Origin of the sequence: Rhodovarius crocodyli, from assembly GCF_004005855.1 — a bacterium.
GTDB classification, from domain to species: Bacteria; Pseudomonadota; Alphaproteobacteria; order Acetobacterales; family Acetobacteraceae; genus Rhodovarius; species Rhodovarius crocodyli.
Genome location: NZ_SACL01000016.1, coordinates 44,104 through 64,552, shown reverse-complemented (window position 1 = coordinate 64,552; position 20,449 = coordinate 44,104). Strand labels below are relative to the sequence as shown.

General features: G+C 69.4%; 24 protein-coding genes and 1 pseudogene. 13 read left to right on the top strand and 12 right to left on the bottom strand.

Annotated elements, in window-relative coordinates; genetic code table 11:
* A partial coding sequence (locus tag EOD42_RS24745; RefSeq protein WP_206020459.1) for a TonB family protein occupies positions 1-513 on the top strand: 513 nt, incomplete at its 5' end.
* Positions 514-582: 69 nt separating this feature from the next.
* Positions 583-2,178, top strand: coding sequence for an MFS transporter (locus tag EOD42_RS24740; protein WP_127790283.1), 1,596 nt, complete (start codon positions 583-585; stop codon positions 2,176-2,178).
* A gap of 29 nt (positions 2,179-2,207) precedes the next feature.
* On the opposite strand, the gene EOD42_RS24735 is transcribed toward EOD42_RS24740, so the two are convergent.
* The 3 genes and pseudogenes from EOD42_RS24735 to EOD42_RS24725 all read right to left on the bottom strand — a co-directional run.
* Positions 2,208-2,741: a hypothetical protein gene (locus EOD42_RS24735; RefSeq protein ID WP_127790282.1), complete on the bottom strand. Its 534-nt coding sequence runs from the start codon at positions 2,739-2,741 to the stop codon at positions 2,208-2,210.
* Positions 2,741-3,394 carry a YjbE family putative metal transport protein gene (locus EOD42_RS24730; RefSeq protein WP_127790281.1) on the bottom strand — a complete coding sequence of 218 codons (654 nt, stop codon included), beginning with the start codon at positions 3,392-3,394 and terminating at the stop codon, positions 2,741-2,743. Before EOD42_RS24730 ends, EOD42_RS24735 begins: the two co-directional genes overlap by 1 nt.
* Positions 3,395-3,700: 306 nt before the next feature.
* Positions 3,701-4,300, bottom strand: a pseudogene (locus EOD42_RS24725) (TerC family protein); the annotation flags it as partial.
* 172 nt (positions 4,301-4,472) lie between these two features.
* Here EOD42_RS24725 and purB point away from each other — a divergent pair.
* The 8 genes from purB (at position 4,473) to purQ (ending at position 9,377) form a co-directional block, all read left to right on the top strand.
* A complete protein-coding gene (gene purB, locus EOD42_RS24720) occupies positions 4,473-5,804 on the top strand; it encodes an adenylosuccinate lyase (protein ID WP_127790280.1) in 1,332 nt (443 codons plus the stop codon).
* Positions 5,805-5,871: 67 nt separating this feature from the next.
* Entirely contained in the window at positions 5,872-6,207 is a 336-nt protein-coding gene (locus EOD42_RS24715; protein WP_127790279.1) for a hypothetical protein, read from the top strand.
* Positions 6,208-6,240: 33 nt separating this feature from the next.
* Positions 6,241-6,960: an NRDE family protein gene (locus EOD42_RS24710; protein WP_127790278.1), complete on the top strand. Its 720-nt coding sequence runs from the start codon at positions 6,241-6,243 to the stop codon at positions 6,958-6,960.
* Between the two features lie 40 nt (positions 6,961-7,000).
* Positions 7,001-7,765: a phosphoribosylaminoimidazolesuccinocarboxamide synthase gene (gene purC, locus EOD42_RS24705; RefSeq protein ID WP_127790277.1), complete on the top strand. Its 765-nt coding sequence runs from the start codon at positions 7,001-7,003 to the stop codon at positions 7,763-7,765.
* Positions 7,762-8,001 (top strand): phosphoribosylformylglycinamidine synthase subunit PurS, encoded by a 240-nt coding sequence (purS, locus tag EOD42_RS24700; protein WP_127790276.1) that lies wholly within the window; start codon positions 7,762-7,764, stop codon positions 7,999-8,001. Before purC ends, purS begins: the two co-directional genes overlap by 4 nt.
* Positions 8,002-8,094: 93 nt before the next feature.
* Positions 8,095-8,292 carry a hypothetical protein gene (locus tag EOD42_RS24695; protein WP_240655284.1) on the top strand — a complete coding sequence of 66 codons (198 nt, stop codon included), beginning with the start codon at positions 8,095-8,097 and terminating at the stop codon, positions 8,290-8,292.
* Positions 8,293-8,340: 48 nt separating this feature from the next.
* Complete coding sequence (locus tag EOD42_RS24690) at positions 8,341-8,694, top strand: hypothetical protein (RefSeq protein ID WP_127790274.1); 354 nt, start codon at positions 8,341-8,343, stop codon at positions 8,692-8,694.
* Between the two features lie 5 nt (positions 8,695-8,699).
* Entirely contained in the window at positions 8,700-9,377 is a 678-nt protein-coding gene (gene purQ / locus EOD42_RS24685) for a phosphoribosylformylglycinamidine synthase subunit PurQ (protein ID WP_127790273.1), read from the top strand.
* 264 nt (positions 9,378-9,641) lie between these two features.
* Here the strand turns inward: purQ and ybaK are convergent, their stop codons facing one another.
* Entirely contained in the window at positions 9,642-10,115 is a 474-nt protein-coding gene (ybaK, locus tag EOD42_RS24680; RefSeq protein WP_127790272.1) for a Cys-tRNA(Pro) deacylase, read from the bottom strand.
* A 43-nt stretch (positions 10,116-10,158) separates the two neighbouring features.
* On the opposite strand from ybaK, the gene EOD42_RS24675 reads away from it, so the two are divergent.
* Positions 10,159-10,641: a MaoC family dehydratase gene (locus tag EOD42_RS24675; RefSeq protein WP_127790271.1), complete on the top strand. Its 483-nt coding sequence runs from the start codon at positions 10,159-10,161 to the stop codon at positions 10,639-10,641.
* A 31-nt stretch (positions 10,642-10,672) separates the two neighbouring features.
* Positions 10,673-12,478 carry an ABC-F family ATP-binding cassette domain-containing protein gene (locus EOD42_RS24670; protein ID WP_127790270.1) on the top strand — a complete coding sequence of 602 codons (1,806 nt, stop codon included), beginning with the start codon at positions 10,673-10,675 and terminating at the stop codon, positions 12,476-12,478.
* Between the two features lie 12 nt (positions 12,479-12,490).
* Here the strand turns inward: EOD42_RS24670 and EOD42_RS24665 are convergent, their stop codons facing one another.
* From EOD42_RS24665 to ribA, 6 genes are read right to left on the bottom strand one after another with little or no spacing between them, the layout of a single operon-like run.
* Positions 12,491-12,862 (bottom strand): hypothetical protein, encoded by a 372-nt coding sequence (locus EOD42_RS24665; protein ID WP_127790269.1) that lies wholly within the window; start codon positions 12,860-12,862, stop codon positions 12,491-12,493.
* A 44-nt stretch (positions 12,863-12,906) separates the two neighbouring features.
* On the bottom strand, positions 12,907-13,668 hold the full coding sequence (gene truA / locus EOD42_RS24660) for a tRNA pseudouridine(38-40) synthase TruA (RefSeq protein WP_127790268.1): 762 nt from the start codon (positions 13,666-13,668) through the stop codon (positions 12,907-12,909).
* On the bottom strand, positions 13,668-14,558 hold the full coding sequence (gene fmt, locus EOD42_RS24655) for a methionyl-tRNA formyltransferase (RefSeq protein ID WP_127790267.1): 891 nt from the start codon (positions 14,556-14,558) through the stop codon (positions 13,668-13,670). The genes truA and fmt overlap by 1 nt, the downstream gene beginning before the upstream one ends.
* A gap of 14 nt (positions 14,559-14,572) precedes the next feature.
* The gene (locus tag EOD42_RS24650; protein WP_127790266.1) at positions 14,573-15,364 is read right to left on the bottom strand and encodes an ABC transporter permease; all 792 of its coding nucleotides are present in this window, start codon (positions 15,362-15,364) and stop codon (positions 14,573-14,575) included.
* Positions 15,361-16,095, bottom strand: a complete 735-nt coding sequence (locus EOD42_RS24645) for an ABC transporter ATP-binding protein (protein ID WP_456308133.1) — start codon at positions 16,093-16,095, stop codon at positions 15,361-15,363. The genes EOD42_RS24650 and EOD42_RS24645 overlap by 4 nt, the downstream gene beginning before the upstream one ends.
* On the bottom strand, positions 16,092-17,267 hold the full coding sequence (gene ribA / locus EOD42_RS24640; protein WP_127790265.1) for a GTP cyclohydrolase II: 1,176 nt from the start codon (positions 17,265-17,267) through the stop codon (positions 16,092-16,094). The genes EOD42_RS24645 and ribA overlap by 4 nt, the downstream gene beginning before the upstream one ends.
* A gap of 300 nt (positions 17,268-17,567) precedes the next feature.
* Between ribA and EOD42_RS24635 the strand changes: the two genes are divergently transcribed.
* On the top strand, positions 17,568-18,284 hold the full coding sequence (locus tag EOD42_RS24635; protein ID WP_127790264.1) for a response regulator transcription factor: 717 nt from the start codon (positions 17,568-17,570) through the stop codon (positions 18,282-18,284).
* A gap of 30 nt (positions 18,285-18,314) precedes the next feature.
* Here EOD42_RS24635 and EOD42_RS24630 read toward each other — a convergent pair whose 3' ends face one another.
* On the bottom strand, positions 18,315-19,313 hold the full coding sequence (locus EOD42_RS24630) for a Bug family tripartite tricarboxylate transporter substrate binding protein (RefSeq protein WP_127790263.1): 999 nt from the start codon (positions 19,311-19,313) through the stop codon (positions 18,315-18,317).
* Between the two features lie 16 nt (positions 19,314-19,329).
* Positions 19,330-20,349 carry a Bug family tripartite tricarboxylate transporter substrate binding protein gene (locus EOD42_RS24625; protein WP_127790262.1) on the bottom strand — a complete coding sequence of 340 codons (1,020 nt, stop codon included), beginning with the start codon at positions 20,347-20,349 and terminating at the stop codon, positions 19,330-19,332.
* Positions 20,350-20,449 lie beyond the last annotated feature (100 nt).

Here is a 20,449-nt window from a genome sequence, read left to right as displayed (position 1 = left end):
CCGCGCCCGCCCCAGCCCACCACCCCGCCCACGCCGCGCCCTTCGCAGGCGCGCCCGAACCTGCCCGGAATGTTCCTGCCGAACGGGTTCAGCCTCTCTCAGCCGCGGCCCACGCCCGGCCGGCCCAACGGGCCGCGCGCGCCGCTCGATCTTTCCGTCGACCCGCGCCATCTGGAGGCACGCACCACCCCGGACAGCCAGGTGCGCGTGCGCGGCGCCAATGTGGGGCCGGACTGGAACGCCGCCTTCCGCCGCTGGCTGGACCAGAACATGAGCTATCCGCCCGATGCCGCGCAGCGCGGCGAGAGCGGATCGGTCCGGGTGCGCATCACCGCCAACCCCGACGGCACCGTGCGCTCCGTGCGCATGATGATGCCCTCGGTCTCCCCCTCGCTGAACAGCGGCACCTCGCGGCCCTTCCTGGGCGCCAGGCTGCCGGCCTTCCCACCTGGTTCCGATCCGAACGGGGTCGAGGTCGATCTGACGGTGAACTACATCCTGCTGCGCCGCTGATCGGCCAAGCGGGGCAGACCCGCGTTTCCGGCCACACAAATGCCCGCGCCCCGCGTTATACGAGGCGCCATGCCAGCACCCAGCGCCTTCGCCCCGCTCCGCCACCCGGCCTTCCGGCTGCTCTGGGTCGCCAGCCTCGCCTCCAACATCGGCCTCTGGATCCAGAACACGGCCGCCGGCTGGCTGATGACCTCGCTGGCACCCTCGCCGGCCATGGTGTCGATGGTGCAGGCGGCCTCCATGCTGCCGGTCTTTCTGCTGGCGCTGCCCTCGGGTGCGCTGGCGGACATCATGGAGAGGCGGTCCTATCTGCTGCTGACCCAGGCCTGGCTTTTCGTCTCAGCGACGCTGCTGGTGGTGGTGGAGCTGTCGGGCGGGCTCGGTGCCTGGTCGCTGCTGGCCTTTACCTTCCTGCTGGGCTGCGGCATGGCCATGAGCTTCCCGGGCTGGGCCGCGACCACGCCGGAGCTGGTCCCGCGTGAGGATCTGGTGGGTGCCATTGCGCTGAACGGCATCAACTTCAACATCGCCCGCGCGCTGGGCCCTGCCGCGGGCGGGCTGATCGTGGCCAGCTTCGGCGTGGGTGTCGCCTTTGCCATCAACGCCGTCTGCATCGCAGCACTGGCGGTGGCGCTCGTGTTCTGGAAGCGCGAGGCACCGCGCGCGAGCCTGCCGCCGGAGAGCTTCCTGTCGGCCATCGCCGTGGGCCTGCGCTTCGTGCGCAACACCCCGGCGGTGAAGGCCGCGATCCTGCGCGCCATGGTGTTCTTCCTGTTCGGCGCCGCGGTGTGGGGGCTGATGCCGCTGCTGGTGCGCCAGGAACTGCAGCTGGGCGCCGAGGCCTTCGGCCTGATGCTGGGCTGCATGGGCGCGGGCGCGGTGTTCTCGGGCTTCATCATGCCGCGCTTCCGCGCGCGCTACGGGCGCGGTGCGATCGTGCTGCGGGCCTCGCTGATCTCATCGGGCGCGATGGCCGTGATGGGGCTGGCGGCGCCGCTCGGCATCGGCTGGCCTGCCGTCGCGGTCGGCATTTTCCTGTACGGCATGTGCTGGCTGGCGGGGGCCAGCACGCTGCAGGCCGCGGCCTCTCTGGCGGCGCCCGGCTGGGTGCGGGCCAGGGCGCTCGGCATCTATCAGATGAGCTTTTTCGGCGCGATGGCGGCGGGCTCGGTCTTCGCCGGCTGGCTCGGCAGCCAGATCGGCGTGCCGGGGGCGCTGTGCCTGTTCGCGGGGTTGGGCGCTGCGTCGGCGCTGCTGGTGAAGCGCTTCGGCCTGGATGCCGACACCACCGACAGCAAGCCCGCCGAACAGCTGCGCCACATCCGCCCCGAACCCGCCGCCGCCGAGCTGCGGGAGCTGCTGCACGGCGAATCCGGCCGGGTGCTGGAATCGGTCCGCTATACGATCGAGCCCGAGGGGCGCGCGGCCTTCCTGCTGCATATGGAACAGGTGCGCGGCGTGCGGATGCGCGCCGGCGCCAAGCTGTGGCGGCTGTATGAGAACGTGGCCCACCCCGAACGCTTCGTGGAGATGTGGGTGACGGCGAGCTGGACGGAGCATCTGCGCGAGGAGCGGCGGATGACCGAGACCGACAAGGCCATCGTGGCCAAGGCCGCGCAGTTCGCGACCGGGGCCGAGGCCTCGCGCTATATCAACCTGATGTAGGGAAGGAGAGGGGGCCCGGGCCCCCTCGCTCAACGCAGGGCGGCAGCCAGCCCTTCGGCGAACTGCTTGGCCTCGTCCATGCGGCCCGCAGCGCGGGACATGGTCAGGCGCATGCGCACCACCTGGCCGTCGAACACGCCGGCACAGGCCAGGCTCTCGACAGGGGTGCGGCTGAAATTGCCGGCGAGCAGCATGCAGCTCATGCCCGCGATGGTCTCGCGGGAGGCTTCGCGCAGGCGGCGGTACTGCGGGTTGGTCGCTGCCTCGGTAGCCATGGCGCCCAGCTCCGTCTCGGGGCTGGTGCCCGGCGTGCCGGGGCGGATCTGCACCTGGCCCGCGATGCGCCGGCCGGAGGTGGCATAGGGATACTCGATCCCCGTGCCGGATCGCATCTGGACCCGGTTGCCCCGGCGGAACTCGTTCAGCTGTTCCGGCAGGCGGGAGGCCACCTGTTCCGGGGTGCGCTGCACGACCGAGGCGGGCGCAGCGGCCGGAGGGGTTTCCTCCGGCATGGCGCAGGCGCCGAGACCGAGCAGCAGGGAGAGCGTCGCGATACGCCGCATCAGCCGATGCGCGTCCCGGTCTGGATCATGGTGCTGGCGGTGCCGCCGAAATTGATGAAGTGGTGCAGGTCGTGCCAGACCATCTCGACGCCGATCCAGATGATGAGCGCCACGCCGACATAGGCGATCCAGGAGAAGCGCTCGAGCAGCTTCGCGATCAGCGAGGCAGCCACGCCCATCAGCAGGATGGAGATGACGAGGCCCACGATCAGCATGGGCATGTTGTTGCCCGCGGCGCCGGCGACGGCCAGCACGTTGTCCAGCGACATGGAGACGTCGGCGATGACGATCTGGCGCAGCGCCACGGCCATCGTCTTGGTCTCGGCCTCGGCCTCATGGCCGCCTTCTTCCTCGCCGGCCTTGTTGCGGGTTTCCTTGTAGAAGCCGTAGGCGATCCAGAGCAGCACGAGGCCGCCGACCAGCATGATGCCCGGAATCTCGAGCAGATAGGCGGCGACCAGGCTGAGGACGATGCGCAGGAACACCGCCAGCACCATGCCGATCATGATGGCGCGGCCGCGCTGGGCGGCGGGCAGTCCGGCGGCGGCCAGTGCGATCAGCACGGCGTTGTCGCCCGAGAGAATGATATTGGCGCCCAGGATCTTACCGAGAACGCCCCAGTCCCAATTGGCTGCGAAATGCGCGAGATCCATGAGCCCCTAATTCTCCCCGAAGCACGGCCAAAAAAATAGCGCGGGCGCGCCCGAGGCACGTCCGCGCAGTTTTCTTAGGCCGGGGAGAGCTCCCCGGCAATTCCATGTCTGGTTACAGGGATGTAACCAGAGGCCGGTTCAGTGGTTCTCTCGGCGCAAGGCCTTGAGGACGCTGTCGACCACCAGCGTGGCGACGGTCGCGATGATGATGACCTGGACCACGGTCGCACCCGCCCAGAGCCAGGGCGGGAAGACGCCCGGGATCGCCACATAGCCCAGCGGCAGCAGCAGGAAGGCATAGGAGCCGGGGACCCGTTCCGCGACCTCATGCGTGCCGTCCCAGATCATGGCGCCGGCGACGTAGAGGATGATCAGCAGGCCGACCCAGGCGATCCACTTATGCTTGTTCAGCAGGTTCGCGATGAAGGTCGCGGCCACGCCCATCAGCACGACCGAGATGGCCAGGCCGATGACCAGCACATACGGATGGTCCTTGGCGGCGCCGGCCACGGCCAGCACGTTGTCGAGCGACATGGAGACGTCGGCGACCAGGATCTGGATGATGGCCTGGGGCAGGGTCTTGCGCGGGGCTTCGCTCGCCTCGCCTTCATTGACCTCGGCCGCTGCCTCATGGCTGTGGCGCAGTTCGCGGAACATCTTCCAGCAGACCCACAGCAGCAGCACGCCGCCCGCCAGCGTGATGCCCACGATGGCCAGCAGCTGCGCGGTGATGGCCGCGAAGCCGATGCGCATGATCGTGGCGGCGCCGATGCCCCACAGGATGGCCGTGCGGCGCTGCTCCGCCGGCAGGCCGGCCGCGGCCATGCCGACGACGATCGCATTGTCACCCGCCAGCACGATGTCGATCATCAACACCTGCAGTAGCGGTACCACCCACTCTGGCATTATCCGGAACCCCTTGACCTAAACTGATTAGCTCGCCGGACTTAAACATTTGGACATGATTGGGCAAGCCGAAAGCGCATGGCCGATGCCGAATTTCCTCATGCTCTGGACATGATCCCGCGTCGGGGCCAAACGGTGCGCGACACTGCCCCGATCGCTTGCAGGAGGCCGCATGGTTCCGCGCTACACCCGCCCTGAAATGGCTGCCATCTGGTCCCCCGAGGAGCGGTACCGGATCTGGTTCGAGATCGAGGCGCTCGCCGCCGAGGCGATGGCCAAATTCGGTACCATCCCCGAGGAAGCCGCCCGCGAGATCCGCGAGAAGGGCACGCCCCGCGCCGCCTCCATCGACGCCAACGCCGTCGAGGAGATCGACGCCATCGAGCGCGTCACGCGCCATGACGTCATCGCCTTCCTGACCTGGATGGGCCAGGGCATCGGCGAATCCGCCCGTTTCATGCACCAGGGCATGACCAGCTCTGACGTGCTGGACACCTCGCTGGCCGTGCAGATGGTGCGCGCGGCGGACCTGCTGATCGCGGATGTGGACGCCGTGCTGGCCGCGCTGAAGAAGCGCGCCTTCGAGTTCAAGTTCACGCCGACCATCGGCCGCAGCCACGGCATCCATGCCGAGCCCACGACCTTCGGGCTGAAGCTGGCCGGCCATTACGCCGAATTCGCCCGCAACCGCGCCCGCCTGGTGGCCGCCCGCGCCGAGGTCGCGACCTGCGCGATCTCCGGCCCCGTGGGCACCTTTGCCTCCACCGACCCGCGCGTTGAGGAATATGTGGCGGCCAAGCTCGGCCTGACGGTCGAGCCCGTCTCCACCCAGGTGATCCCGCGCGACCGGCATGCGGCCTATTTCTCGGCGCTGGCGGTGGTGGCCTCGGGCGTCGAGCGCCTGGCCGTCGAGGTGCGCCACCTGCAGCGTTCCGAGGTGCGCGAGGCGGAGGAGTATTTCCACGCCGGGCAGAAGGGCAGCTCGGCCATGCCCCATAAGCGCAACCCGGTGCTGAGCGAGAACATCACCGGCATCGCGCGCCTGGTGCGCGGCTATGCCCACCCCGCGCTGGAGAATGTGGCGCTGTGGCATGAGCGCGACATCAGCCACTCCTCGGTCGAGCGCGTGATCGGCCCGGACGCGACCATCGGGCTCGACTTCGCGCTGATGCGGCTGGCCGGCATGATCGACAAGCTGACCGTCTACCCCGAGCGCATGACCGAGAACCTCGAAAGCCTGGGCGGCGTGGTGCACAGCCAGAAGGTGCTGCTGGCCCTGACCCAGGCCGGGCTGTCACGCGAGGAATCCTACGCTGCCGTCCAGAAGGCCGCGATGGAGACCTGGACGAAGCTGGGCAAGGGCGATGCGAAGAAGTTCCGCGACAACCTGCTGGCGAGCCCGGAAGTGGCCGCGCGCATCGACGGTGCGACCCTGGACAAGGTGATGGACCCCAACCGCGACTTCGTGAATGTGGAGACGATCTTCTCCCGCGTTTTCGGCTGAATCCCGCCCTTTTTCCGCCGCAACCAGGGGCCATGTTCCTCGTTATTCGCTAAGGAGGAACCAGCCAATGCGACCCCTGTTGAAGCTTCTGGCGGTTCCGGCGCTGGTGTTCGGCGCCGGCATCGCTCTGACCCCCGCGAGCGCGTCCGCGCAGTATTATGACGGCAAGCCTGGTGGCTATGGCGGCTACGCGGCACCCGCGCCCGCCTATGTGGCCCCCGCGCCTGTCTATGTGGCGCCCCGGCCGGTCTATGTGCCGCCGCCCCCGCCGGTCTATGTGGCCCCGCGTCCGGTCTATGTGCCGCCGCCGGTCTACGTTCCGCCGCCGCGGTATGCGTATGGCCCGCCTCCCTGGGCCTGGCGCGGTCATGGTCACGGCCACGGCCACTGGCGCCGGTGGTAGCCTGAGCAGCGTGCCGGGGGCATAACCCCCGGCATGTGCACCGTTTTCCTGCTGCACCGGCCGGGCCATGCCTGGCCGGTCATGCTGGCCGCCAATCGCGACGAAATGCTGGAGCGCCCCTGGGCGCCTCCGGCCGCGCATTGGCCCGATCATCCTGACATCATCGGTGGCATCGACCGCATGGCGGGTGGCACATGGATGGCCATCAACCGCTACGGCGTCGTGTCCGCCGTGCTGAACAGGGTGGGCAGCCTGGGCCCCGCGCCCGGTAAGCGCTCGCGCGGGGAACTTCCCCTGATCGCCCTGGCCGGCCGCACGGCGGCCGAGGCCGCCGATATCGTCCGGAACCTGGATGCCGGGCAGTGGCGTCCGTTCAACATGGTGGTGGCCGACGCCAGGGGCGGCGTCTTTCTGGCCGGGCTTGGCAGCGGCCGCGCGGAGGCGCAGGTGCTGCCTGCCGGGCTGTCGATGGTGACCGCCCATTCCCCCAACGACATGAACGCCTCGCGCATCGCGCGCCACCTGCCTGTATGGCGCGGAGCGCGTGCGCCGGATTCGCCCGCCGACTGGGGCGACTGGCCGGCACTGCTGGCAGATACGGGTGGAAACCGTGCCGAGCAGCTCTGCCTGCCGGCCGAAGGCGGCTTCGGCACCGTTTCCAGCTCGATTCTCGCGCTCAGCGCATGGCAGGAATGGCATTTCCGAACCGTTCAGCCCGGCCAGACGCCATTTCGGCCTGTGGCCCTTCCGTAAACCCGCTGCTATACCGCCCCCGCACTCAAGGAATTCCGCCATGGCACGCAGGCGTCAGCTCTATGAGGGCAAGGCCAAGATCCTCTTTGAGGGGCCCGAGCCCGGCACGATCGTCCAGTACTTCAAGGACGACGCCACCGCCTTCAACGCGCAGAAGAAGGGCACGATCACCGGTAAGGGCGTGCTCAACAACCGCATCAGCGAATATCTGATGACGCGCCTGGCGGAAATCGGCATCCCCACGCACTTCATCCGCCGCCTGAACATGCGCGAGCAGCTGGTGCGTGAGGTCGAGATCATTCCGCTCGAGGTCGTGGTGCGCAATGTCGCCGCCGGCAGCCTCTCGACCCGCCTGGGCATCCAGGAAGGCACGCGCCTGCCGCGCTCTATCATCGAGTACTACTACAAGAACGACGGCCTGCAGGACCCGATGGTGAGCGAAGAGCACATCACGGCCTTCGGCTGGGCCAGCACGCAGGACATCGACGAGATCGTGCAGATGACCCTGCGCGTGAACGACTTCCTGTCCGGCCTGCTGCTGGGCGTCGGCATCGTTCTGGTGGACTTCAAGCTGGAGTTCGGACGCATCTGGGAAAACGACGAGATGCGCCTGGTGCTGGCCGATGAGATCAGCCCCGACAACTGCCGCCTGTGGGACGCCAAGACCGGCGAGAAGATGGACAAGGACCGCTTCCGCCGCGACCTGGGCAAGGTCGAGGAAGCCTATCAGGAAGTGGCGCGGCGCCTCGGCATCCTGCCCGAAGCCGGCATCCGCGACCTCAAGGGCCCGGAGACCATGCAGTGAAGCTTCGTGTCACCGTCATGCCGAAGAACGGCGTGCTGGACCCGCAGGGCAAGGCCATCCAGCAGGCGCTGGGCGGCCTCGGCTTCTCCGGCGTGGACGATGTCCGCGCCGGCAAGGTCATCATCCTGGATGTGGCCGAGACGGACCCCGCCAAGGCCAAGGCCACGGCCGAGGACATGGCCCGCAAGCTGCTGGCCAACACCGTGATCGAGAGCTTCTCGGTCGAGGTGGCGTGACGTCCGTGCCGGCTTGCCGTTTTCGGTATGCCGGCAGCGCATGGCTGCTGCGGCGCAACTTGCAGTAACGCCATGGTCAAACTTTCGCTTTTCATGATGCTGGTGCTCACAGTCGCTGCCGCCATGGGCCTGACCTGGCGGGAGCGGCGCAAGGGCATCGGGCCAGCCCAGGGTTTCGCCGCGCGCCAGAAGCGCCGGATCGATCGCTGGGTCACGGCCGCCGCCATCGCCGCCGTGACCACCATGCTGGTGCTGGGCGGGCTGCAATGGCTGCGGATCTGGCTGTCATGAGGCAGCGGGGCCGGTACGCCAGCCCTGCCCGCGACAGGAGGTTGCGGCATGGGGTTCTCTGCGGCGTTCATGTATTTCCCGGTGCTGCCGGTGCTGATCGTGGCCGCGGTGATGCTGGGGCTGCTGGTCCTCGCCTTCCCGCTGATGCTGCTGCTGCGCTGGCTGATGCCGCGCGCCTGGCGCTGCGCCCTGCCGCCGCGCACCCTGCTGCCGGCCTGCATGCTGGCCATCCCCGTGCTGCTGATGACCGCGCTGATGGGCCACGCCGCCATGCAGCCTGACCGCGAGATCACCGTTCAGAAGCCCTCGCGCGAAGAAATCCGTGCGCGCCAGGCGCTTTTCCGCCATCTGTTGCCGGGCCGCGAGGCCGGTCGCCCCACACTCCCAGCCGATCAGGAATAATCCCCATGAAGGCCGCCATCATCGTCTTCCCCGGCACCAACCGCGAGCGCGACATGGCGATCGCGCTGGAACGCGTGACCGGCCGCAAGCCCGCCATGCTGTGGCATCGCGACACCGCGCTGCCCCAGGGCCTGGACCTGGTGGTGCTGCCCGGCGGCTTCTCCTACGGCGACTATCTGCGCTGCGGCGCCATGGCCGCGCAGAGCCCGCTGATGGCCGAAGTGAAGGGTTTCGCCGCTCGCGGCGGGCATGTGCTGGGCGTGTGCAACGGCTTCCAGATGCTCTGCGAGGCCGGACTGCTGCCCGGCGCGCTGCTGAAGAACGCCTCGCTGCGCTTCCTGGCGATGGACTGCACGATGAAGGTCGAGCGCGCCGACACCGCCTATACCCGCGGCTACCAGCAGGGCCAGGAATTCCGCGCCACCATGGCCCACGGCGACGGCAACTACTTCTGCGACGACGAGACCCTGGCCCGCCTGGAAGGCGAACGCCTCGTCTCCCTGCGCTACACCGGCGAAAACCGGAACGGCAGCATCAACAGCATCGCCGGCATCCTGTCGCCCAACCTGCGCGTGATGGGCATGATGCCGCACCCGGAAAACTGCGTGGACCCGCTGGTCGGCGGCGAAGACGGGCTGCCGATGTTCCAGGGCCTGGCCGACAGCTTCCTGACGGCAGCCTGAGGGCGCGCTTCGGGGGCCTTGCCCCCGGACCCCCGCGCAGGGGCGCCGCCCCTGCACCCCGCCAGGAGCCTGTGGCCCCTGGACCCCCGTGAGTATTCTGAAAGTGTGAGGAAGAGGCTCGGAGCGCCCATCGGCTCGGCGCGACTACGCTGCCCCTTCCTCACACTTTCAGCCCCCGGTTTCCGAAGGCCTTTCGGCCTTTGGCGGGTTCCAAGGGCAGAGCCCTTGGTCAGGGTCCGGGGGTGAAGCCCCCGGGACGAGCCCTCACGCCACCAGCGGAACCGCCGCCGCGCCTGTGAGTGTCGCCGCGTCGTTTGGTGTCAGTTCCAGCAGCAGGCCGCGTTGGCCGCCGTTGATCAGCACGGTGGCGTGGGTCATGGCGCTGGCCTCGATGGCGGTGGGCACGCGTTTCTTCTGGCCGAAGGGGCTGATGCCCCCGACGACGAAGCCCGTCAGGCGTTCGGCCACGGGTGGTTTCATCATCTGGGCGGATTTGCCGCCGAAGGCCGCGGCGACGCGTTTCATCGACAGTTCCTGGTCTGAGGGGATGACGACGCAGCCCGGCTTGCCGTCGACTTCCACCATCAGGGTTTTCAGCACCCGGCGTGGGTCTTCGCCCAGCGCCTCGGCGGCCTGCAGCCCCACGCGCTCGGAACCGGGGTCATAGTCATAGGGGCGCAGGGTGAAGGCGATGCCGGCCTGGGCCAGCGCCTGGGTGGCGCGGGTGGTCTTTGACATGGGCGGAAGATAGCCTCGGCGAAACAACCGGGAAACGCCGCTGATGAGCAGTTTTGACCCTAGCCAGCACCGCATGGTGGCGCAGCAGCGCTGGTTTGAGGATTTCACGATGGGCGAGCGGTTTCCGCTGCCGAGCCGCACCATGACGGAGGCGATCTTCCTGGCCTTCCAGGCGGCCAGCGGCGACAACCATCCCGTGCATTATGACGTGGAATACTGCCGCCGCCACGGCATGCCGCACATGTTGGCGCATGGCTTCCAGGTGGCGATCCAGACGGCGGCGGGGGCCGGCATCTTTCCGCATCTGGTGGAGGATTCGCTGAAGGCGTTCCTGGAGCAGTCCAGCCGTTTCCTGGCGCCGGTCTTCGTGGGGGACACGCTGTACCCCTGCCTGACGGTGGATGAGCTGTCGCCCAACCGCAGTACCGGCGTGGTGGGGCTGGCCAGCACCATCCACAACCAGAAGGGCGAGCTGGTGCTGGAGGGGCGGCATCGCTACCTGATCCGGAAGCGCGCGGCGACTTGACGCGGGGCGCCGGGGGCGTCATCCGCGCCCCATGGCCGCTCCTCCGCTTCTCATCCTCGACAGCATCAGTTTCACGCTGGGCGGCGCGCCGCTGCTGAACGGGGCCTCGCTGTCGGTCTCACCTGGAGAGCGCCTGGCGCTGGTCGGGCGCAACGGCAGCGGCAAGTCCACGCTGCTGCGCATCGCGGCGGGCGAATTGCAGGCCGAGACCGGCACTCGCTTCCTGCAGCCCGGCGCAACCCTGCGCTATCTGCCGCAGGAGCCCGACCTGTCGGGCCATGCCACGGTGCTGGATTATGTGATGGCGGGCCTCGGCCCGGCAGATGAGCCCTATCGCGCCCGCAACCTGCTGGAGGGGCTGGGCCTGACGGGGGACGAGACGCCCGGCAACCTTTCGGGCGGTGAGACGCGACGTGCGGCATTGGCCCGGGCGCTGGCGCCCGCGCCCGACATCCTGCTGCTGGACGAACCCACCAACCACCTGGACCTGCCGGCCATCGAATGGCTTGAGGGCGAGCTGGCCTCCATGCGTGGCGCGCTGGTGCTCATCAGCCATGACAGGCGCTTTCTGTCCGGGCTTTCCAAGGCCACGCTGTGGCTCGACCGCGGCATCACGCGCCGGGCCGATCGCGGCTTCGGCGAGTTCGAGGCCTGGCGAGAGCAGGTGCTGGAGGAGGAGGAGCGCGAGGCCCACAAGCTGGACCGCCAGATCGTCCGCGAGGAGCACTGGATGCGCTATGGCGTGACGGCCCGGCGCAAGCGCAATGTCCGCCGCGTGGCGGAGCTTGCGGCACTGCGCGAGGCGCGCCGCAGCCGCGTGCGCCCCACGGGAACCGCCACCATGCAGGCCGCCGAGGCCACGGGTTCCGGCACGCTGGTGATCTCGGCCGAGGATGTGACCAAGGCCTGGGGCGAGCGCACGGTGGTGCGGGATTTCTCGACCCGGATCATCAAGGGCGACCGGGTCGGCATCGTGGGCGCCAATGGCGCGGGCAAGACCACGCTGCTGAACATCCTGACCGGGGCGCTGGCGCCGGACAGCGGCACCATCAAGCTCGGCACCAATCTGGAAATGGCCACGCTGGAGCAGATGCGCGGCAGCCTGGACCCTGACCGCAGCCTGGCCGACACGCTGACCGACGGGCGCGGCGACCAGGTCTGGGTCGGCGGGCAGCCGCGCCATGTGATGGGCTATATGCAGGACTTCCTGTTCCAGCCGCAGCAGGCGCGCACGCCGGTGGGCAAGCTCTCGGGCGGGGAGCGCGGGCGGCTGCTGCTGGCGCGCGCGCTCGCCATGCCCAGCAACCTGCTGGTGCTGGACGAGCCGACCAACGACCTGGACCTGGAGACGCTGGACCTGCTGCAGGACCTGCTGGCCGATTACGGCGGCACGGTGCTGCTGGTCAGCCATGACCGTGACTTCCTGGACCGCGTCTGCACCAGCGTGATCATGAGCGAGGGCGACGGGCGCTGGCAGGAATATGCCGGCGGCTATTCCGACATGCTGAACCAGCGCGGAGAGGGTGTGACGGCGCGCACGGTGGCGGCGCCCGTGAAGGCCAAGGCGGCCGCCGAGCCGCGCCCGGACAGCGCGCCCTCGAAGAAGATGTCCTTCAAGGACCAGCACGCGCTGGCCAGCCTGCCCGGCCAGATGGAGAAGCTGGGCCAGGAGATCGCGGTGCTGGAGAAGTGGCTCGCCGATCCGGGGCTGTTCTCCCGCGACCCCAAGGGTTTCCAGCAGCGCAGCGACGCCCTGGCCCAGCGCCAGCAGGCGCTGGCCGAGGCCGAAGAGGAGTGGCTGCGCCTGGAGATGCTGAAGGAGGAGCTGGGGGGCTGAGCCCCCCGGCCGTCACATCGCGACGATGCCGCTGTTGGTCACCCGGATCTCGGAGGCGCGGCACACATTCACCTGCCGGATCTCGGCGCTGCCGCCGCCCGCCCAGGTGATGCGGAAATCATAGGCACCAGGGTTGGCCGCCACGTAGTTGGCATAGCGGCCGGGCGGCAGCACGTTGGCGCCCAGCTGGTCCGCGCCCCAATTGGCCAGCGTGGAGTGGCTGAAGAACAGCTGCATCACGGTGCGCGAGGAAGCATTCACCACGCGGAAAGCGGTATTGCAGCCCTGCACGGGCACGGCCACCACGGTGGTGGGCTGGGGCGTGCAGCCGGCGGCGGCAAGGGCGAGCAGCGGCAGGGCTGCCAGGAGACGGCGGCGAAACATGGCCAATTCCTCAACTATTGGTAAGTTGAGAATAGATCGCAGAATCAGTGCCAGTCCAGCGCCTCGGGGTAATCCACCCGCATGAAGCACAGCCCGTCGGGCGGGGCGGTTTCACCTGCCTTGCGGCGGTCCTGGCCGTCCAGCACCTCGCGCGGCCAGCTTTCAGGGCGGCGGCCCAGCCCCACCGGCGCCAGCGTGCCGACCAGGTTGCGCACCTGATGGTGCAGGAAGCTGCGGGCCTCGGCCTCGATATGCACTTCCTCACCCACGCGGAACACGTCCAGCCGGTCCAGCGTGCGCAGCGGGGATTTCGCCTGGCAGGCAGCGGCGCGGAAGGCCGAGAAATCATGGCGGCCCAGCAGGGCCTGCGCGGCGCGGTGCATCGCCTTCTCATCCAGCGCGAAGGGCAGGTGCCACACCCGTCCCGCATCCAGCGCCGGGCGCGCCGGACGGTTCAGGATGCGGTAGCGATAGGCCCGGCGCAGCGCCGAGAAACGCGGCGACCAGCCCTCAGGCGCATAGGCCGCGGCGCGCACCACGACAGGGGCGGGCAGCATGTGGAAGTTCAGCGCAAGGCGCATCTTGTCGGGCCGCAGGTCGGTGCTGACCTCGACCTCCGCGACCTGGCCCAGCCCGTGTACGCCGGCATCCGTGCGGCCGGCGGCGACGGAGACCGGCACCACCCCGCCATTCAGCTTCGCGGCGGCTTCCTCCAGGCTCTGCTGGACGGAGGCACCATTGGGCTGGCGCTGCCAGCCATGGAAGGCGCTGCCGTCATATTCCAGCAGCAGCGCATAGCGCGGCACTACAGCCGCTCCGGCAGGGAGTAGCCGCGCAGCAGGGCGCCGGCCTCCATGGCCGCGCGACCGGGGCGTTGCAGGCGCCTGAGGCGCAGCGCGCCCTCGCCGCAGGCCACCAGGTCCGGCGCCAGCAGCCTGCCGGGCGTGCCTGAGCCGGCCTCCGCGATCGCGTCATGCACGCGGATGGTCTCCCCGCCCGCCTGGAAATAGGCACCGGGCCAGGGTGTCATGGCGCGCACGCGGCGTTCCAGCGCGGCGGCGGGCTCGGCCCAGTGCAACTCGCCGTCGGCCTTGGTCAGCTTGGCGGCATAGGTCGCACCTTCCTCGGGCTGCGGCACCTCGGGCGGGTTCTCGGCCAGCGCGCGCAGGATCATCCGCGCACCCATGGCCGACAGCGCGTCATGCAACTCGGGGGTGGTGATGCGCGGGTGCAGGGGCATCGCTTCCTTCAGCAGCATGGGGCCGGTGTCGAGCCCTTCCTCCATGCGCATGATGGTGATGCCGGATTCGGCGTCGCCCGCCAGCACGGCGGCATGGATGGGTGCCGCCCCGCGCCAGCGCGGCAGCAGCGAGGCATGGATGTTGAGGCACCCGCGCCGGGGCGCATCCAGCATCGGGCGCGGCAGGATCAGCCCATAGGCCGCCACCACCGCCACATCGGCATCCAGCGCGGCGAAGGCCTCATGCTCGGCCACATCCTTGCGGACGCGGCTGGGCGTGCGGACGGGAATGCCCAGCTCCAGCGCCGCCTGATGCACGGGGCAGGGGGTTTCCTTCTGGCCGCGATTGGCCGGGCGGGGCGGCTGGGCATAGACCGCCACCACCTCGTGCTCGGCGGCCAGGGCCCGCAGCGCGGGGACGGAGAAATCGGGGCTGCCCATGAAGACGATACGCATGGGCCGGGTTTTCCCTACTCGCCGATATTGAGCAAGGCCCCCCGGTCACGCGAGGCCTCCAGCTGGCTCAGGAACACCCATCCCATGAGCGCCAGCCAGGCGGCATCCAGCGCGAAGGCGGCCAGCATGTGCCCGGCGTCGAAGCGGTTTTCCAGCAGGGCGGCGCGCATGCCCTCGAACACATGCGACGCCGGCAGGGCATAGGCCACCGGCTGCAGCCAGGAAGGCAGCACCGACACCGGATAGAACACGGCGGCAAAGGGCGTGATGCCGAACAGCACCGACCAGGCCAGCGCCTCCGCCCCCTGGCCATAGCGCAGGATCAGCGAGGTGACGCCGAGCGCCACCGCCCAGCCCATGATGACCAGCGCCGCGAAGAAGCCCACCACGGCCGGCCCCAGCTTCAGGATGTTGAAACCGTAGAGGAAGAAGGCCAGCAGCATGGCCGGCAGCACCGCCACCAGCGTGCGCGCCAGCGCCAGCCCCATCAGCGCCAGCACCAATTCGCGCGGCCGCAGGGGCGAGACGAAGATATGCCCCAGGTTGCGGGACCACATCTCCTCCAGGAAGGACAGCGAGAACCCCATCTGGCTGCGCAGCGCCGCTTCCCACAGCAGCACGCCGCCCAGCAGAACACCCGCCGCCGCCGAGGCCACATTGTTCTGCACCCCCGCCAGATAGGCGGTGATGAAGCCCCAGACGACCATCTGCAGCACGGGCCAGTACATCAGCTCGATCAGGCGCGGGACGGAGCGGCGGTAGAGGGCCAGGTGCCGGTACATCAGCCCCCAGATGCGGCGCATCATGCGGGCGCCCTCGCGATGTCCAGGAACACTTCCTCCAGATTGCCGCGTCCATAGCGGGCGATCAGGTCATCCGGCGAACCCTGGTCCACCACCACGCCCTTGCGCAGCATCATCACATGGCCGCAGAGGCGCTCGACCTCCGCCATGTTGTGGCTGGCGAGCAGGATGGCGCAGCCGGTGGCCTCGCGATACCGCTCCAGCCAGGAACGGATCTGGTCGGCGGTGTCGGGGTCCAGGCTCGCGGTGGGTTCGTCCAGCAGCAGCAGCTCCGGCCGGTTGATCAGGGATTTCGCGAGCGCCACCCGCGTCTTCTGGCCGGCGGAAAGCTCCCCCGCCGGGCGGTCCAGCAGGTCCGCCAGGTGCAGTTCCTCGGCCAGTTCCCCGATACGTTCCTCCAGCCGCGCCACGCCGTAGAGGTGGCCGTAGACGCGCAGGTTTTCCGCCACCGACAGGCGATGCGGCAGCGCGATGTAGGGCGATGAGAAATTCATCCGCGCGAGGGCCGTGAAACGGTCGCGCTCCATGTCATGGCCCAGGGCCAGCACCTTGCCGGATGTGGGTTTCAGCAGGCCCAGCAGCATGGCGATGGTGGTGGTCTTGCCCGCGCCATTGCCGCCCAGCAGCCCCCAGGTGGCGCCGCGCGGCATGGTGAAGGTCAGGCCGTCCACCGCGGGCGGGCGGTCGGGCTTGTACCGCTTGACCAGCGCCTCGACTTCGAGCGCCGGCATCATTCCTTGATGCTGAGCAGATGCCCGAAGCGCGCGGCCTTGGTGGCCAGATAGGCATCGTTCACGCCATTGGCGGCGAACTGATGTTGCTCGCGCCCCACCACCTCGATGCCGCAGGCGGCCAGGCTCGCCATCTTGTCGGGGTTGTTGGTCAGCAGCCGCACGCGCGGGATCCCCAGCTGGCGCAGCATCTCGGCCGCGACCAGGAAGTTGCGCTCATCCGCGCCATAGCCCAGCGCGCGGTTGGCATCGAGCGTGTCGAGCCCCTGGTCCTGCAGGGTATAGGCGCGCAGCTTGTTCACCAGCCCGATGCCGCGCCCTTCCTGCGCCAGATACAGCAGCACGCCGTTGCCGACCTCCGCCATCTTGCGCAGCGCGCCGCGCAGCTGCGGGCCGCAGTCGCAGCGCAGGGACCCCAGAAGGTCGCCGGTGAAGCACTCACTGTGGGCACGCACCAGCGGCGCGCCGCCCTCGGCGGCCATCTGTTCCGGCTTGCCGACCAGGATGGCCAGATGCTCGATCCCGCCATCGGCCGCGCGGAAGGCGACGATGCGCGCCTCGGGCACATCCTCCAGCGGCACCCGGGCCTCGGCGACCGGGGCCAGGGTGGTGGCGGCGCTGGGCGGATAGGCGGCCAGGTCCTCGGCGTGCAGCACGGCGATACCCTGGCGGGCCGCGGCTTCCGCGTCATGTGCCGGGGCGGCGACCAGGGCCGGCAGCAGCCGCCCCAGCTTGGCCAGGGCCAGCGCCTGGGTCGCGAGCGCCGGCAGGGCCGCGCGTTCGGGCGATTCGGGCAGCAGCAGCTCGGCCGTCGGGTCCGCGAGGGCGCGCAGGCGTTCCGGCGCCAGCAGCGCTTCCGGCAGGCGGAGGGCGGCCGCGGCTTCCTCGGGGGCGGAGAGGGCGACGGGGCGGGCGAAGACGGCGGCCGCCCGCGTGGCGGCCAGCAGCAGCACGGGGGATGCGTCGCCCACGGCGCGCAGCTCCCGCAGGCCCTCGGCGCCCACCGTCTCGGCGGCCGCCACCACCAGGCAGCTGCCCGGCGCATGCAGCATCACGGGCGTGCCGCGCCGCAGGTCGGCCACCGCCCGATGCACCGCGCGCATGGCCAGCGCTTCCGGCGAGGGACGGCTGTCCGCCTCCGGTGCGTTGGGGTGGGCGGTACTGAAAAGCGACATGCGAGAGGGATCCATTCCAGAGAGCAAGGAAGCGCCTGGATTGTGGCGTGGCAAGGGCATGCTGGTCATGTAGTCACGAACCTCCCGGCTTCCATGGTTGGTTTTCTTAACGCGCTACCCTGTATGGTGGATGTGTGCGGCTGCGAAATCTCCTATTCGACGGATCAGACGATAGGTGCTAAGTCCGTGAGTGAGGGTTCTGGTCCGCGAGCGGGCGTGATCGGAATCCCCCTTCCGGGCGGGGTGAAAGCCGCGCCCGGGCTGCTTCGCCAACCCACCCGCCCGCGTCGAGGAACACCCATGGCCTCTCCCCGTTCGGTGCTGATCGTGGATGACGATCCCGCAGTCCGAGAGACCCTGATGGACCAGCTGGGGCTGGAGGGCGAATTCGCCCCGGCCGTGGCCTCCAGCGCCGCCGAGGCCGAAACCGCCCTGGCGGCGGAAGGTGCGCGATTCGATGCTATTCTGCTCGATATCGGCCTTCCTGACGGCGATGGTCGGGAATTTTGCGCCACTTTGCGCCAGAAGGGCATCGTAGTGCCCATCATCATGCTGACCGGTGCCGATGGCGAACAGGATGTCGTGCGCGGCCTGGACAGCGGCGCCAACGACTATATCGCCAAGCCGTTCCGCCTGAATGAGCTGCTGGCCCGTCTGCGCGCCCAGCTGCGCGTCTATGACAGCTCCGAGCATGCGGTGTTCACCATCGGGCCCTACACCTTCCGCCCGGCGATGAAGCAGCTGCTGGAAGCGCAGAAGAACAGGAAAATCCGCCTAACCGAGAAAGAGGCGGCGATCCTGAAATTCCTTTACCGCGCGGCCGGCAAGCCGGTGCCGCGCCAGACGCTGCTGAACGAGGTCTGGGGCTACAACAGCGCGGTCACGACCCACACGCTGGAAACCCACATCTACCGGCTGCGCCAGAAGATCGAGCCGGAGACCGGCGACAGCCGCCTGCTGCTGACCGAGGGTGGCGGCTATCGCCTGGCCACCCCGGCGGAACTGGCGCGCGCCTGATAAAAAGGAAGGGGCGCGCGCCCCTTCCCCTCAGCCTTCCAGCGTCACGCGGGCGCGGCGCACCACATCCGTCCACTTCTGCAGCTCCGCCGCCATATAGCGGGTGAAGCCTTCGGGGCTGGTGCCGCCATCGGGCGTCAGATCAGGCTTCATGCCGCCCAGATCGGCCAGCTTCGACCACACGCCGTTGTCCTTCACCGCCGCGTCGATCTCCGCCCCGTAACGCTGGACCGCGGCAGCGGGCATGCGCGCGGGGCCCTGCAGGCCGAACCAGGCCACCGCTTCCACGGCGGGGAAGCCGGCCTCGGCGGTGGTGGGCACATTCGGCAGGGCGGGGCTGCGGGTCGCGCTCGTGACCGCCAGCGGCCGCAGCCGGCCCTCGCGCAGGTGGTTCACGACGGAGGGCAGGTTGTCCACCGCCATCTGCACGCGCCCGGCCAGCACCTCCTGCAGCATGGGGCCCGACCCGCGGAACGGCACATGGGTGATGTCGATCTCCGCCACCATCTTCAGCAGCTCCGCCGTCATGTGCAGGGAGGTGCCGAGGCCCGAGGAACCGTAGTTGAGCTGGCCCGGACGGGCGCGCGCATAGGCCACCAGCTCCTGCAGGGAGTTCACCGGCAGGGACGGGTTCACGAAGATGGCGTTGGGCACCCGCAGCAGCAGGCCGAGCGCCACCAGATCCTCCGGCTTGATCGGCATGCGGTTGCCGTAGAGCGGGAAATTGATCGCGCCGCCGCCGATCGTCTGCATCAGCAGGGTATGGCCATCGGTCTCGCCCTTCGCCACCACCTCATTGGCGATGTTGCCGCCGGCGCCCGGGCGGTTCTCCACCACCACGGACTGGCCCAGCCTATGGCTCAGGAACTCGGCCAGGATGCGGGCCGCGATGTCGGTCGTGCCGCCCGGGGAGAAGCCCACGATGATCCGCACCGGGCGCGTCGGCGACCAGCGTTCCTGCGCGGATGCGGCAAAGGGGGTGGCGAGCAGGGCCGGGGCTGCCAGCAGCAGGCGACGAGTGGTGGTCATGTGGTATTCCTCCTGGTCAGTCGGCGGTGATCTGCGCCGCGTTCACGATCTCGCGCCACTGCGCGACCTCGGATTGGATGAAACGGGTGAAGTCCTCGGGCGTGCCGCCCATGGCGGAGACGCCCTGCGGCGCCAGGCGTGCCTGGACATCGGGCGCGGCCAGCATTGCGTTGCATTCGGCGTTGAGGCGCGCGATGGCGGCGGCCGGCGTGCCGCGCGGCACCTGCAGCCCGTACCAGGCTGTGCTGACCACGCCCGGCACGGTGGCCGCCATGGTGGGCACGCCGGGCAGCACGGGGCTCGGCTCCGCCCCGCTGACCGCCAGCGCCCGCAGCGTGCCGGAGCGCAGCAGCTCGATGGCCGTGGGAAGGTTACCGAAGGCGATGGAGATGCGCCCGGCCACCAGCTCGTTCAGCATCAGCCCGCCGCCGCGATAGGGAACGTGCAGGATGTCGATGCCGGCGCGATAGGCCAGCATGGCGCCGATGAGATGCAGGGTGGTGCCGGCGCCGCTGCTGCCATAGGTCAGCCGCCCGGGTGCCTCCCGCGCGGCGGCCACGAACTCACCCAGGCTGGCCCAGGGCGCGCCGGGCGGAACGCTCGCCACATTGGGCAGGGCATAGAGCGCGATCACCTCTGTCAGCAGATCCGCCGTGCGGGGCAGGTGCCGGTAGACAAGCTGGTTGGTGGCGGCCGTGCCGATGCTGGTGAAGAACAGGGTGTGCCCGTCCGGCTCCGCCTTGGTGGCCATGTCGGCGGCCAGGCTGCCGGCGGCGCCGCCGCGATTGTCCACCACCACCGGCTGGCCGAAGGCAGCGCCCAGGCGCTCCGCCGTGAGGCGCGCCATCAGGTCGGTGGTGCCCCCGGGCGGGAAGGGGACGATGAGCCGGAGCGAGCGCGTCGGCGCCCAGCCTGAACCGGTGCCGCCCTGGGCCAGGGCCGGCGCCGGAAGCAGCGCGGCCGCCATCAGCCCGCGGCGGCCGACGGCATGGAACGAATTCGCAACGATATCCGCCTGGCGTGTTCGCCCGGACATGAACGCTCCCTCATCTTATTTTTCTGCAACGAATGTGGCAAAGCGGGGCCCATGCTTCAAGCCACCGGATGTCTTGGCCCGGCGGTGAACCCACTTGCAT